The organism is Solibacillus sp. FSL H8-0538, from assembly GCF_038003525.1.
Lineage (GTDB): Bacteria > Bacillota > Bacilli > Bacillales_A > Planococcaceae > JBBOPI01.
In genome coordinates, this window is record NZ_JBBOPI010000001.1 from 3,035,049 (window position 1) to 3,048,520 (window position 13,472).

Consider the following 13,472-nt stretch of genomic DNA (forward strand, 5'->3'; position numbering starts at 1 on the left):
CCACGATACTGTCTATTAGTAGCCGGAGTTTGGCTATTAACTACGCGAGAGTGGCTATTATTGCCCGCGGACTGTCTATTAACTACGCAAGGTTGTCTATTAACGCCACAACTCTGTCTACTAGCTAAACAAGACTGGCCATTACTCAAAAGAAAACCGAGCCTCTTAAAGAGACCCGGTCATAGTAAATATTATTTCAAGTTATAGAAAGAATTTAAGCCGTCGTATTTTGCAGTGACACCAAGTTGATCTTCAATGCGAAGAAGTTGGTTGTATTTTGCTACGCGGTCTGTACGTGAAGGAGCACCTGTTTTAATTTGGCCAGCGTTTGTTGCTACTGCGATGTCTGCAATTGTTGCGTCCTCTGATTCACCAGAACGATGAGAGATTACTGCAGTATAGCCTGCGCGTTTTGCCATTTCGATCGCTTCGAAGGTTTCAGTTAATGTACCGATTTGGTTTACTTTGATAAGGATTGAGTTACCAACGCCTTCTTCAATACCGCGCGCTAATTTTTTCGTGTTTGTCACGAATAGATCGTCACCAACTAATTGTACGCGGTTACCGATGCGCTCAGTAAGTAATTTGTGACCAGCCCAGTCATTTTCGTCTAAGCCGTCTTCGATTGAGATGATTGGATATTTAGAAGTTAGTTCCTCGTACCAAGCAACCATTTCTTCAGAAGTTTTCACAACACCTTCACCTGATAAATGGTATTTGCCGTCTTCTTTGTTAAATAACTCAGAAGATGCTACGTCCATTGCAAGTTGAACTTCTTCACCTGGTTTGTAGCCAGCTTTTTCGATTGCTTCTAAAATCACTGTAATGGCTTCTTCATTTGAACCAAGGTTTGGTGCGAAACCACCTTCGTCACCTACTGCAGTGTTGTAGCCTTTCGCTTTTAATACTGCTTTTAAATGATGGAAGATTTCAGCACCCATGCGTAATGCATGCTTAAAGTTTTCAGCACCAACAGGCATAATCATGAATTCTTGAACGTCCACGTTATTATCTGCATGCTCACCACCATTAATGATGTTCATCATTGGTACTGGTAATTGTTTCGAGTTAAAGCCACCAAGATACTGGTATAAAGGCACTTTTAAGAAGTCCGCAGCTGCGTGTGCTACAGCCATAGAAACGCCTAAAATTGCGTTTGCACCGAAGTTCCCTTTATTTTCTGTTCCATCAAGCTCGATTAACATTTGGTCAATTACTACTTGATCAAGAACTGAGAAATTCTCTACTAATTGATCCGCGATTTGTGTGTTTACGTTGTCAACTGCTTTTAATACACCTTTACCTAAGTAACGAGAGCTATCACCATCGCGTAGTTCAACTGCTTCATATTCACCAGTTGATGCACCAGATGGCACGATTGCGCGTCCGAATGCGCCTGACTCTGTAAATACTTCTACTTCTACTGTTGGGTTTCCTCGTGAATCTAATACTTCGCGAGCATAAACTTCTGTAATAATTGGCATAATTAATTCTCCTCTATTTTTCCATTTTTCTAGGCGAAATGCGTGACATCCGCCAAAGACTTTTGCTTTGTAAGTTCAATACTGAACAAAGTTAAAATAATGATTTCCCTGTCATTTCTTCAGGTTGCTCTACTTCTAAAAGTTTTAACATAGTAGGTGCTAGGTCAGCTAAAATTCCATCATTACGCAGTACAACACCTGGTTTTGTCACAATGACTGGCACTGGATTTGTTGTATGGGCTGTCATCGGCTGATCATCTAATGTAATCACCTCATCCGAGTTGCCGTGGTCCGCTGTAATAATTGCAGCGCCGCCTTTATCAAGAATTGCATCTACTACTTTACCTAGACATTCATCTACCACTTCGATTGCTTTTATGGTTGGCTCTAGCATGCCGCTATGACCAACCATGTCTGGATTCGCGAAGTTTAATAAAATCGCATCAAACTTGTCCGCAGCAATTTCTTGAAGCAAGGCATCCGTTACTTCATAGGCACTCATTTCGGGCTGTAAATCATACGTTGCTACTTTCGGTGAAGCGACTAAAATGCGTTCTTCTCCGTCAAATTTCTCCTCACGTCCACCGCTCATAAAGAACGTTACGTGCGGATACTTTTCTGTTTCGGCAATACGTAATTGAGTTTTCCCATTTTTAGCTAATACTTCTCCAAAAGTATTTACGAGATTATCCGTTTCAAAAGCAACAAGTGCATTTACTTCATCACTATATTGTGTAAATGATACAAATTTCAAATTCGTTGGATGCTTGTCTGAAAGCTCGAAGCCGTCAAACGCTGGATTCGTAAATACTTTTGATAGTTGAATCGCACGGTCTGGACGGAAATTAAAGAAAATTACTGCATCGTTTGATTCGATTGTATCGACTGGATGGTTTTCCTGTGTAATAACTAGTGGAAGGACAAACTCGTCAGCAACATCTTGCGCGTACGATGATTCTACACCGGCAACTGCTGACACTGCTGTTTGACCAATACCATCTACTAAGGCATTGTAAGTTAACTGTACGCGGTCCCAGCGCTTATCGCGGTCCATTGCGTAGTATCGTCCATGAAGTGATGCGAATTTACCAATACCGATTTCTGCCATTTTCTTTTCTGTTTCTTCGATGTAGCTAATTGCTGTTGTCGGTCCAACATCACGTCCGTCAAGGAAGCCGTGAACATATACTTCCTCTAGCCCGTTTGCTTTTGCTAGCTTTAAGAGGGCAAAAAGGTGTTCATAATGACTATGCACCCCACCATCAGAAAGTAACCCCATTAAATGAAGCTTTGAGCTGTTTTGTTTGGCATGATTTACTGCTTCTAAAAACTGCGCGTTACGGAAAAAATCTCCCTCACGAATGGATTTATGAATGCGCGTTAAGCTTTGGTAGACAATGCGGCCCGCACCAATATTTAAGTGACCAACTTCGGAGTTTCCCATTTGACCTTCTGGTAGTCCTACTTCTTCACCACTCGCAATCAATGTGGCGTTTGAATAAGTGTTCCAATAACGATCAAAATTTGGTTTATTTGCTTGTGCTACGGCATTCCCTTTCACTTCATCTCGAAAAGCTAAGCCGTCTAATATGATTAGTGCAACTGGCTGTTTAGGCATTAGCTGCTGCCTCCAATAATTTTAAGTAAGAATCTGGTTGTAGGCTTGCTCCTCCTACAAGAGCTCCATCAATATGCTCTTTCCCTAGTAATTCCACGATGTTTTCCGGTTTTACGCTACCGCCATACTGAATGCGTACTGTTTCTGAGGTTTCTGAGTCGTAAAGATCTGCAACAACCGCACGAATCGCGCCACATACTGCATTTGCATCGTCTGCTGTTGCTGTTTTACCAGTACCGATTGCCCAAATTGGCTCGTATGCTAGTACCATATGCGCCACTTCTTCTGCTGTAAAGCCTTCAAGGGCCGCACGAATTTGACCAGAAACTTTCGCTTCCGTCGAACCTGCCTCGCGCTCTTCTAAAGTTTCACCGCAGCAAATAATTGGCACAATACCATGATTTAATGCCGCGCGTACTTTTTTGTTCACTGCTTCGTCTGTTTCATTAAACAATTCGCGGCGCTCAGAATGCCCTAAAATCACGTAATCTACATGGATTGTCGAAAGCATTGCTGGACTAATTTCCCCTGTAAATGCACCTTCATCTTCAAAATGCATGTTCTGTGCACCAATTGCCAAATCCGTATCTTCTGCTGCTACAACTAATGTTGGCAAGTATAGTGCTGGTGCACAAATGACCGTATCTACCTTTTCTTCTGAAGGAATTGCTTCTTGGATAGCTTCCACAAAATCTACTGCTTCATCAAATGTTTTATACATTTTCCAGTTTCCAGCTATTATCGGTTTACGCATCCTACATCCCTCCATTACTTATCATTCAATGCTACAATTCCAGGAAGTTCTTTGCCTTCCATTAACTCTAGAGACGCACCGCCACCTGTTGAAATGTGGTCCATCTTGCCTGCTACTTCAAATTTTTCTACTGCTGCAGCTGAATCGCCACCGCCGATAATTGTGTAGCCTGCCGTACGCGCCATTGCGTCCGCTACAGTTTTCGTACCATTTGCGAATTTGTCCATTTCAAACACACCCATTGGCCCGTTCCAAATGATTAATTTAGAGCTTTCAATAATTTCTGCATATTTCGCCGCTGTTTTTGGTCCAATATCAAGGCCCATCCAGTCAGCAGGAATTGCATCCACATCGACTACTTTTGTTTCTGCATCTTTTGAGAATTCATTTGCCACCACTGTATCGATCGGCATATGAAGCTCGACGCCCTTTTCTTTCGCTTTTTCAATAAACGATTTTGCTAGCGCAATCTTATCTTCTTCAAGTAGTGACTTTCCGATAGCGTGGCCTTGCGCCTTAGTGAACGTGAAAGACAAGCCGCCACCGATAATTAAGTGATCTACTTTATCTAGTAGGTTTTCGATGACACCAATTTTATCCTTCACTTTTGCGCCGCCGATAATTGCTGTAAATGGACGCTCTGGCTCTGATAATGCCTTCCCAAGTACATCTAGCTCTTTTTCCATTAAAAGACCTGACACAGCCGGTACAAATTTTGCGATACCTTCTGTAGAAGCATGGGCACGGTGAGCAGCGCCGAATGCATCATTTACATATAGATCCGCTAGCTTTGCAAAGCTTCTTGATAGCTCTTCATCGTTTTTCTCTTCGCCTTTATGGAAGCGTACGTTTTCAAGTAAAACGATCTCGCCGTCCAGCATTTCATTCACAGCTGCTTCTACCGCTTCACCAATTGATTCGTCAAGTTTCTTTACTGGACGTCCCATTAATTCAGCCAGGCGTTCACCCACCGCTGTTAAACGCAACTCTTCTTTTACTTCGCCTTTTGGACGACCTAAATGAGAGGCTAAAATTACTTTTGCCCCTTGTTCTACTAGCTGTTTAATTGTTGGGATGGCTGCGCGAATACGTGTTTCATCCGTAATACGACCATCTTCCATCGGTACATTGAAATCAACGCGCACAAATACGCGCTTCCCTTTAACATTTACATCATTCATCGTCTTCTTTAAAAACATGAAGAAAACCCTCCTTCAATTTTGGAAAAGGTGTCACCCTTTTGTTATTAAAAAATAGACTTGCTACTTCAAATAGTAACAAAACTCTATATGTATGTCTTGCATGAACAAAGCGTTGCCTATGTCCAATTACAAAAAAAGGAGCGAATAGGTAATCCCTTCCGCTCCTTACCCTCATATATTATAAATGCTATGCTATTTAAAGGCTATACTTTTCATAACAGTTTACGTGTAATATGTTACACTTTTTCACCGATTTGAAAAAAGTATGTCACATTTAGATTTTAGTCTTCTAAACCTTGTCTTGCGATGTAAAGTGCTAAGTCCATAAGTCGAGTTGAATAGCCGATTTCATTGTCATACCAAGAAACAATTTTCACCATTTGACCTTCCATTACCATCGTAGATAAACCATCAATTGTTGAGGATGCTGAGTTTCCATTGTAGTCAATTGATACTAAAGGTAATTCATTGTAAGCAAGAATGCCCTTTAATTCGCCTTCAGATGCTTCTTTTAGTGTTGCGTTGACAGATTCCGTTGTTACTTCTGTATTTAGCTCAACAACTAAGTCTACGCAAGAAACGTTCGGCGTTGGTACACGCATCGAGAAGCCGTCTAATTTACCTTTAAGTTGTGGTAATACTTTTGAAACGGCAAGTGCTGCACCCGTTGTTGTTGGAATCATTGATACTGCGCCTGCACGTGCACGGCGAGGATCAGAGTGTGGGAAGTCAAGAATTCGTTGGTCATTTGTGTACGAGTGAATAGTTGTCATCATACCACGTTTAATACCAAATTTTTCATCCAACACTTTCGCAAGTGGTGCTAAACAGTTTGTCGTACAAGAAGCATTAGAGATTACATTTTCTGATAGGTCGTAATCTGTATGGTTAACACCCATTACATACGTTGGCATATCACCTTTTGCTGGTGCTGAAAGGATTGTTTTTCTCGCGCCTGCTTCGATATGTTTTGAAACTTCTTCCATTGAACGGAATCTACCTGTACATTCAAGCACAACGTCAACGCCTAGTTCACCCCACGGTAAGTTTGCTGGGTCTTTTTCAGAATATACATGAACGCGTTTACCATCTACGATAAATGCATTTTCTTCTGCTTGAACATCCGCATCATACACACCATGAACTGAGTCGTATTTTAATAAATGTGCTAGTTGACCTGCATCTGTTAAGTCATTTACTGCTACTACTTCAAATTCATCATGCTTCATTGCCTCACGGAACACTAAACGTCCGATACGACCAAATCCGTTAATTGCTAATTGTAATGCCATGTCTAATTCCTCCAATTAATAAATTTATTTAAATAGTATGCGCTAAGCGACACTATAAAAAACACCATCAACTATACAACTGCATAATTGCGTTGAGACTAACTTCGTACAGCGGGCGTTTAAAGCGCACTATACGAAGTTAAAATTTCATTTGCTGCACGTTCATCAGTAATTAATATTGTTTGGGGTGCGGCATTTTTGAAGTAGGCTTGAATGGCGTTAGCCTTCTCTACTCCTGCAGCAATCGCAATGACTTTATCGCTTTTCCGAACTTGGGTAAGCTGAATACCAATTGTGTGAATATGATGAACGATTTCACCCTGCTCGTCGAAATAATACCCAAATGCTTCTCCAACAGCACCTTTTTCGGCTAGCAATTGTCGGTCTTGCGCTGAACTATTGCGCCTATTTGCCATTTCCTTTGCTGCGCCAATGCCATGAATCACAATATTCACCGTATCATAGAGCGCCATCATATCTTTAACAATTGGCTCTTCCTTCATCGCTTGGTATGCCTGCTCACTTAAATATTCGGGTAAAAATAGTGAACGGTAAGTGCTGTCACATTGCTCTGCAAACTGTGCAACAAGCGTATTTGCCTGTAAGCTCATTTCATCCCCGATACCGCCACGTGCGGCAATAAACTGCACGCTGTTTAATGGCTTTACAGGTGATAAAAAACTTGTTAATGCGGCAACAGAACTTCCACCTGTAACAGCAACCTTGCTATTTTCTATCGCACTATTTGCCAGCACGGTACTGGCTTCTTTACCAAGCTGCGATAAGATTGTCGCATCCTGTGCTACATCACCTGGAACGATAATAACCTTTTCGATACTAAAACGTGCGGCAAGCTGTTGTTCTTTATGGGCAAGCCCGGATAGTTCATGGATCAATGCTTTCAGCTGCTCTAATACTTCATATCCTTGTTGCGTGCAAACCATACCCTTTTGTTGAATCGCAATTAATTGCTGTTCATTTAAGGTTGTCGTTTCGTTGCGAATTTCTCGCTCCGTAAGCTGCAATTGATCTGCTAATGTGCGCCGCCCAATTGGACCTGTTAAAAAAACTGCTTGTAAAATACGAAACCGCTTTTTTAATAGCATATCCATTTCAGGCATAAGCCTTCGCTCAGCTTCAAAAAATGAAAATCCGTCCAAAAAAAATCACCTACTAAATATAGCTGGGCGATTCCTGTCCCATGCCGTAAAATTTTGTCCCACTTGTAGCAAAAAAAATACTTCCTGCACTTATTATAAGATGAATACTTTTCGGAAGCAAATGTTTTTTCATTTATTAGATAATTTATCTATTAAAAGGCGTCAGCTCAATCGCTAAACGCCTCAAGTAATGTGGGATAATCAAGTAGACCATATTGAATGATTTGTCCATCTCGCTCCACAACAGGAATCATGACCATGAATTTCTCATGTAGCGCTTCGTCTTCTTCAATATTAATAATGTCGATTGCAAATGAGAAATCCTCTTGTACAAGTTTAAGCTGCTGCAAGCCTTTAACACATAGCTCACAATTCGGTCTACTGTAAAATTGAACCTTCATAAAATGAATCGCCTCCTGTGTTTATTATAAGGGAATTTTTAGTTGAGATGTAGTTGGTTTAATCGATAACTACCTATTCATTTTTTGATAAACCAATTACTTCATTCAAAACTTACGTATAGATCATTACGAAAACGACCAAACTTTTCAATGAACGATGAAGAAATGGAGGAGAACAAATTGAACGAAAATATGTCTAACGATTATTCAGCCAATAATGAAATACCCCCACTATCTATGAATCACGGTGCCCATGAAGTATTGGATGTGCATGAAGTACTCAGTTCAATGATTGGTGGTTTAAACCATTACGTTTTACTACGTGATCAAGTACAATGTCCGGAGCTTCTTTCTATTTTAGACAAACAATATGCATTCATGCTTGATGAATACAATATTACGGTGGAGTGTTACAAAACAGGGCAAGATCCAAAGCATCCGACACGCTCCTACAATATGCAAACAGGCAATGATTTTACGTACGGTCTAACACCAAGTGAAGCCAAAAAGCCAATTCAGTCAGCACAAGAGTTAAATGATGCGATGATTTCAGGCTTTTTACTCGGCATTCATAAAGCAGGGGCAACTGGAAAAACAGGGGCTGCACTTGAAGTAACAAACCCTGTTGTACGCCGCGTTCTGCAGGATTCCGTTCCAAACTGTATTGAGATGGCGTATGAACTCTCCATTTATCAAAATAAAAAGGGCATTTACCAAGTGCCAAAGCTATCGCCAACGGATATGAATACAATGTTGAATAAGTACGGTCCAGCACAAAGAGCAAAGAATATGCCGAACTAATAGGTGCTTTGGCGATGCTCGTACTTTTTGCGTGGAATTTTTCGAGTTATCCGCCAATTTTTTTGAGTTATCCGCCAAACTTTACGAGTTATCCGCCAAAATTACTCCTATATCCGCCAATTCACTGTGTTTATCCGCCAATTGTAAAAAAATCCATTCGGGGCAAGTTGCCTCGAATGGATTTTCTATTTATAAGACTTTCCCTAAAAATGCTTTTGTGCGCTCATTTTGAGGGTTCCCGAATAATTTATCTGGATGTCCTTCTTCCACAATATAACCACCGTCCATAAATAGTACACGGTCACCTACTTCACGTGCAAAACCCATTTCATGCGTTACGACTACCATTGTCATCCCTTCAAGTGCAAGGCTTTTCATTACTTCTAAAACCTCATTTACCATTTCAGGGTCTAGCGCTGATGTAGGTTCATCAAACAGCATAATTTTTGGCTTCATCGCGAGTGCACGGGCAATTGCTACACGTTGCTGCTGACCACCTGAAAGTTGCTGCGGGAAGTTATCTGCCTTTGCGCGTAATCCGACTTTATCTAAAAGTTCAAGCGCTAGCTGTTCTGCCTCTTTTTTAGATAATTTTCGAATTTGCATCGGCGCCATCATAATGTTATCAATAACTGACATATGTGGGAATAGGTTAAACTGCTGAAACACCATGCCGACTTCAGTACGAATTTCATTTATATTGGCTTTAGGATCATTAATTTTGACGCCTTCAATATAAATGGCTCCATCCGTTACTTCTTCCAGCAAGTTAATGCAACGAAGGAATGTACTTTTGCCTGAACCAGATGGCCCGATTACGCACACCACTTCTTTTTCTTTAATTTCATAATCGATACCTTTTAAAACTTCAAGCTTGCCGAAATGTTTGTGTAAATTTTCTACTTTAATCATGATTTAACGCGCCCTTTCTTTTACGCGGGTTGTAACTATTGTTTGCTCGTTTTTCAACAAACCCAATAATTTTTGTTACACCGTACGTTAAAACTAAATATAAGAACGCTGCAAATAAATACGGCTCCCAGAAACGTTGGTACGTTCCTGCAACTACTTTACTTACATATAAAATTTCTGAACCTGCGATGACTGTTACTAATGATGAATCTTTTAACAATGCAATAAATTCATTCCCTAGTGGTGGAATCATACGACGGAATGCTTGTGGTAGGATAACTTTGCGCATTGCTTGGTTATGAGTTAAACCAAGGGAACGAGCCGCCTCCATTTGTCCTTTATCAATTGATTGAATTCCTGCACGGAAAATTTCTGCATTGTATGCCGCGCTATTCAAAATTAAACCTATAATCCCGGATACCCACCAGCCCATTGACTGACCAAAAATTGTTGGGATTACCGCTAAGTGAATTAATAATAATTGTACGAGCATCGGTGTTCCACGAAATACATCGACGTAAAGCTTACATGGCCAATAAATCCACTTTTTCTTTGAAACTTCTCCTAGCCCTAAAAACAGACCGAAGAATATCCCACCAAAATAACCACATGCAGTTAGAACGATTGTTGCCCAAATACCTTTTATATATAATTCACGGTAGTTCCAGATTATATCCCAGCGGAAAAAATCAAAAAGCTCCATCTGAAACACCTCCATTTACTTTAGATTATTCGATTTCTTTAGTGCCTGTAATTTCAGCTAACTTACCGTTGTCTTTAATTTTTTGTAAACCTTCGTTTAATAAATCAAGTAATTCTTTGTTACCTTTTTTCACCATGAAGCCGAAGTGGTCTACTTTAAATGAATCATCTTCAATTGCTTTTAATCCTGAATCCGGATTATTTTTTAGGTAATCTAAAATAACGGCATTATCACCGATCGCTGCAACTGTCGCCCCTGTTAATACTTCTGTTAACGCAACCGAGAAGTTTTCATAGGCTAAAGTATTTGAGCTTGCAATCCCTTGTAATTCTTGTGCAGCAATATGACCTGTTGTATTGATTTGCACGGATACTTTTTTATCCTTTAACTCTTCAAAAGAAGCAATGTTTGAATCTTCTTTTGTCACGATTAGTAAAGATGCTTCATAGTATGGTTCTGTGAAATCGTATGTTTCTTTACGTTCATCTGTAATTGTGATCGCTGCTGCACCCATATCAACTTCGCCTGTTGTTACTTGGCTCATCATCGAGTCCCAACCAACGTTTTTAATTTCTGTCTCTACACCCATTTCTTCACCGATCGCTGCTAAAATCTCAGCATCAATTCCGACAACATTTCCTTTGTCATCCAGATACTCGAATGGTGCGTAAGTTGCCTCAGTACCTGCAACGATTTTTGTGATGTTGCCACCCGTATCTTTTGTTGAGCTATCCTCTGCACCACAAGCCGCTAAAATCATTGACGCAGCTGCAAATGGAGCAATTATTTTAAAGAATTTACTTGTTTTCATAATAATATTCCTCCTAAATAAATTAATGTTTTGTATACTGAATCATCAATACTTCGGTTTATTATACTGTTTGCCGAATTAATATACAACACCGAATTTTATAAATAATGATTATTATTGCACCGAAATGAATTTTTATAAACTATTCTACTATAGAAATTTAGTTTTATTCGAAAGACACATCTCCCCCAATATAGGGAGAGATGATGCCCTTCCTTATGTAGATAGGAAAGTTATACTTTTCTATCTACCAAATAAATATTCATATGACAAATCCCTTTTAGGCAAAAAAAAACGTCACATTTTGAGCATGTGACGTTTTTTATATAGTTGACGTTAACTGTTAAATGGAAATATTGTAAAAATTAGTATAAAGAGGATGAATTTGGGATAAAATAAATCGGTACAGTGTTCATACTATCCCAACCCTATTCATTCCCCATTGTATCTAATCAAGCTGCTAAACTAATCGCTACAATTGGGTAATAGCTATAAAATATATAAATTAAACAGTAAAATGGCGCCCTCGGAGGGAATCGAACCCCCAGCGGAAGAACCGGAATCTTCAGTGTTATCCATTACACCACGAGGACTAAGTATAAGAAAACAGTAAAATCATAAAGCGGATGAAAATAGGATGCTAAAACCTATTAACTGATTTTAGGCATTTTGACAATTTACTTCATGACTTTCCTATTATACAAAGGTCAGACGTACTTTTCAACTACCAATATCAGACTTTATATTTGACCATCATTGACTATTCTGTGTATGATAAGATTACAGCTGAAGTTATTTCCAATTTCAGCATAAAGTATACGAATTTACCCTTTATTAAAGGAGGATTTCCTAATGAATTTAATCCCTACAGTTATTGAGCAAACAAACCGCGGTGAACGTGCTTACGACATCTACTCACGTTTATTAAAAGACCGTATCATCCTACTAGGAAGTGCAATTGATGACAACGTAGCAAACTCAATCGTTGCCCAGCTACTTTTCTTAGAAGCTGACGATCCAGAGAAAGATATTTCTCTATACATTAACTCTCCAGGTGGATCAATCACAGCTGGTATGGCAATTTATGACACAATGAATTTCATCAAACCAAAAGTACAAACAATTTGTATCGGTATGGCGGCTTCAATGGGTGCATTCTTACTTTCAGCTGGTGAACCAGGCAAACGTTTTGCCCTACCAAATGCTGAAGTGATGATTCACCAACCACTTGGTGGCGCACAAGGTCAAGCAACTGAAATCGAAATCGCAGCAAAACGTATTTTATTCTTACGTGACAAATTAAACCGTATCATGGCAGCAAACACTGGCCAAGATTACGAAACACTTGCTCGTGATACAGATCGTGATAACTTCAAAACAGCTGAAGAAGCAAAAGCTTACGGCTTAATCGATCACATCATCGATCGCTCAGTTGAAAAGAAATAATTAGTATGTTAGAAAGGTATTTTACCCAGAAGTGGGTGAGATACCTTTTTTGTTTGGATTTAGAGTTAATTCAATTACATACCAGTAAGTGCGCCCACCATATTCTACACTCCTAGCATTTTTTCTCCACTTTTAGAAAGACACAACTCGCCCAAAATAGGGCGAGTTGATGTCCTTACTTATGCAGTTAAGAAAGTTATACTTTCTTAACCGCTAAAATATAACTCAATGTTCTCGACTAACTGCTCCGTAACAAAATGACTACCGTTGTCAATAAATTGGTCTGCTTTCGCGCAGCAGCGGTCCAAATACGTTTTACTTTCCTCACTCCAAGCAAGCGGAAATCACCTAATCCGTGATGCCATGTACTAGTAAAACCTTTATTTGTTCCATTGTGGCTTGTAGAAATTTTATGACAGCTAGCTGTCATAAATAACCACTCATCGCCACAATGGATGCTAATGACTGTCATTAAGAAAGAACCAACTAAAAATATGCTCACTAAACTGCAGTTAGCGAGCATACTCCTTAGTCTTCTTGTTCGATTAATTTTGCTAAAGACTCCACAACATTTTCTGCGTCTTGCCCGTCTGCAATTAATGTCACCTTTGTCCCTTTTGCAACTGCTAAGCTCATGATGCCCATGATAGACTTGGCATTTACTTTTTTATCTTCTTTTTGTAAAAAGATATCCGAACTAAAGCGGTTTGCTTCTTGTACGAAAAGCGCGGCTTGTCTTGCTTGTAAACCCGATTTTAATTTTACTTCTACTTGTTTTTCTACCATTCGCAAAACTCCCTTTCACAACCGTTCATAATTATATGTTTATCTTATCTAAATTGTCGGAAAAGAACAACGTCAGAATGCCCAAATAATGAAATCGTTACC

14 protein-coding genes and 1 tRNA gene are annotated in these 13,472 nt (G+C 39.7%); 2 read left to right on the forward strand and 13 right to left on the reverse strand.

Annotated elements, in window-relative coordinates:
* Positions 1-191 precede the first annotated feature (191 nt).
* The 7 genes from eno to MHH87_RS14530 all read right to left on the reverse strand — a co-directional run bounded on the left by eno (position 192) and on the right by MHH87_RS14530 (position 7,911).
* Entirely contained in the window at positions 192-1,484 is a 1,293-nt protein-coding gene (eno, locus tag MHH87_RS14500) for a phosphopyruvate hydratase (protein ID WP_340749960.1), read from the reverse strand.
* Between the two features lie 91 nt (positions 1,485-1,575).
* Positions 1,576-3,102: a 2,3-bisphosphoglycerate-independent phosphoglycerate mutase gene (gpmI, locus tag MHH87_RS14505; protein ID WP_340749961.1), complete on the reverse strand. Its 1,527-nt coding sequence runs from the start codon at positions 3,100-3,102 to the stop codon at positions 1,576-1,578.
* Positions 3,095-3,856, reverse strand: a complete 762-nt coding sequence (tpiA, locus tag MHH87_RS14510) for a triose-phosphate isomerase (protein WP_340749962.1) — start codon at positions 3,854-3,856, stop codon at positions 3,095-3,097. The genes gpmI and tpiA overlap by 8 nt, the downstream gene beginning before the upstream one ends.
* 14 nt (positions 3,857-3,870) lie before the next feature.
* Positions 3,871-5,055: a phosphoglycerate kinase gene (locus tag MHH87_RS14515; protein WP_340749963.1), complete on the reverse strand. Its 1,185-nt coding sequence runs from the start codon at positions 5,053-5,055 to the stop codon at positions 3,871-3,873.
* A gap of 284 nt (positions 5,056-5,339) precedes the next feature.
* Complete coding sequence (gene gap, locus MHH87_RS14520; protein ID WP_340749964.1) at positions 5,340-6,350, reverse strand: type I glyceraldehyde-3-phosphate dehydrogenase; 1,011 nt, start codon at positions 6,348-6,350, stop codon at positions 5,340-5,342.
* Positions 6,351-6,469: 119 nt separating this feature from the next.
* Complete coding sequence (locus MHH87_RS14525; RefSeq protein WP_340749965.1) at positions 6,470-7,510, reverse strand: sugar-binding transcriptional regulator; 1,041 nt, start codon at positions 7,508-7,510, stop codon at positions 6,470-6,472.
* Between the two features lie 167 nt (positions 7,511-7,677).
* A complete protein-coding gene (locus MHH87_RS14530) occupies positions 7,678-7,911 on the reverse strand; it encodes a glutaredoxin family protein (RefSeq protein WP_340749966.1) in 234 nt (77 codons plus the stop codon).
* Between the two features lie 192 nt (positions 7,912-8,103).
* On the opposite strand from MHH87_RS14530, the gene MHH87_RS14535 reads away from it, so the two are divergent.
* Positions 8,104-8,712 carry a spore coat protein gene (locus MHH87_RS14535; protein ID WP_340751012.1) on the forward strand — a complete coding sequence of 203 codons (609 nt, stop codon included), beginning with the start codon at positions 8,104-8,106 and terminating at the stop codon, positions 8,710-8,712.
* 189 nt (positions 8,713-8,901) lie between these two features.
* Here MHH87_RS14535 and MHH87_RS14540 read toward each other — a convergent pair whose 3' ends face one another.
* The 4 genes from MHH87_RS14540 to MHH87_RS14555 form a co-directional block, all read right to left on the reverse strand.
* Entirely contained in the window at positions 8,902-9,624 is a 723-nt protein-coding gene (locus MHH87_RS14540; protein WP_340749967.1) for an amino acid ABC transporter ATP-binding protein, read from the reverse strand.
* The gene (locus MHH87_RS14545) at positions 9,617-10,327 is read right to left on the reverse strand and encodes an amino acid ABC transporter permease (RefSeq protein WP_340749968.1); all 711 of its coding nucleotides are present in this window, start codon (positions 10,325-10,327) and stop codon (positions 9,617-9,619) included. Before MHH87_RS14545 ends, MHH87_RS14540 begins: the two co-directional genes overlap by 8 nt.
* 25 nt (positions 10,328-10,352) lie before the next feature.
* Entirely contained in the window at positions 10,353-11,138 is a 786-nt protein-coding gene (locus tag MHH87_RS14550) for a basic amino acid ABC transporter substrate-binding protein (protein ID WP_340749969.1), read from the reverse strand.
* Between the two features lie 518 nt (positions 11,139-11,656).
* A tRNA-Arg gene (locus MHH87_RS14555) sits at positions 11,657-11,731 on the reverse strand.
* Positions 11,732-11,990: 259 nt separating this feature from the next.
* Between MHH87_RS14555 and clpP the strand changes: the two genes are divergently transcribed.
* Positions 11,991-12,584: an ATP-dependent Clp endopeptidase proteolytic subunit ClpP gene (clpP, locus tag MHH87_RS14560; RefSeq protein WP_340749970.1), complete on the forward strand. Its 594-nt coding sequence runs from the start codon at positions 11,991-11,993 to the stop codon at positions 12,582-12,584.
* Positions 12,585-12,822: 238 nt separating this feature from the next.
* Here clpP and MHH87_RS14565 read toward each other — a convergent pair whose 3' ends face one another.
* The gene (locus MHH87_RS14565) at positions 12,823-13,056 is read right to left on the reverse strand and encodes a hypothetical protein (protein ID WP_340749971.1); all 234 of its coding nucleotides are present in this window, start codon (positions 13,054-13,056) and stop codon (positions 12,823-12,825) included.
* Between the two features lie 56 nt (positions 13,057-13,112).
* Positions 13,113-13,370, reverse strand: coding sequence for an HPr family phosphocarrier protein (locus MHH87_RS14570; RefSeq protein WP_340749972.1), 258 nt, complete (start codon positions 13,368-13,370; stop codon positions 13,113-13,115).
* Positions 13,371-13,472: the final 102 nt, after the last annotated feature.

What these genes read in the sequence shown, in the direction of transcription:
- eno (WP_340749960.1), bottom strand. Translation starts at nt 1,484, where the DNA reads ATGCCAATTATTACAGAAGTTTATGCTCGCGAAGTATTAGATTCACGA.
- gpmI (WP_340749961.1), bottom strand. Translation starts at nt 3,102, where the DNA reads ATGCCTAAACAGCCAGTTGCACTAATCATATTAGACGGCTTAGCTTTT.
- tpiA (WP_340749962.1), bottom strand. Translation starts at nt 3,856, where the DNA reads ATGCGTAAACCGATAATAGCTGGAAACTGGAAAATGTATAAAACATTT.
- MHH87_RS14515 (WP_340749963.1), bottom strand. Translation starts at nt 5,055, where the DNA reads ATGTTTTTAAAGAAGACGATGAATGATGTAAATGTTAAAGGGAAGCGC.
- gap (WP_340749964.1), bottom strand. Translation starts at nt 6,350, where the DNA reads ATGGCATTACAATTAGCAATTAACGGATTTGGTCGTATCGGACGTTTA.
- MHH87_RS14530 (WP_340749966.1), bottom strand. Translation starts at nt 7,911, where the DNA reads ATGAAGGTTCAATTTTACAGTAGACCGAATTGTGAGCTATGTGTTAAA.
- MHH87_RS14535 (WP_340751012.1), top strand. Translation starts at nt 8,104, where the DNA reads ATGTCTAACGATTATTCAGCCAATAATGAAATACCCCCACTATCTATG.
- MHH87_RS14540 (WP_340749967.1), bottom strand. Translation starts at nt 9,624, where the DNA reads ATGATTAAAGTAGAAAATTTACACAAACATTTCGGCAAGCTTGAAGTT.
- MHH87_RS14545 (WP_340749968.1), bottom strand. Translation starts at nt 10,327, where the DNA reads ATGGAGCTTTTTGATTTTTTCCGCTGGGATATAATCTGGAACTACCGT.
- MHH87_RS14550 (WP_340749969.1), bottom strand. Translation starts at nt 11,138, where the DNA reads ATGAAAACAAGTAAATTCTTTAAAATAATTGCTCCATTTGCAGCTGCG.
- clpP (WP_340749970.1), top strand. Translation starts at nt 11,991, where the DNA reads ATGAATTTAATCCCTACAGTTATTGAGCAAACAAACCGCGGTGAACGT.
- MHH87_RS14565 (WP_340749971.1), bottom strand. Translation starts at nt 13,056, where the DNA reads ATGACAGTCATTAGCATCCATTGTGGCGATGAGTGGTTATTTATGACA.
- MHH87_RS14570 (WP_340749972.1), bottom strand. Translation starts at nt 13,370, where the DNA reads ATGGTAGAAAAACAAGTAGAAGTAAAATTAAAATCGGGTTTACAAGCA.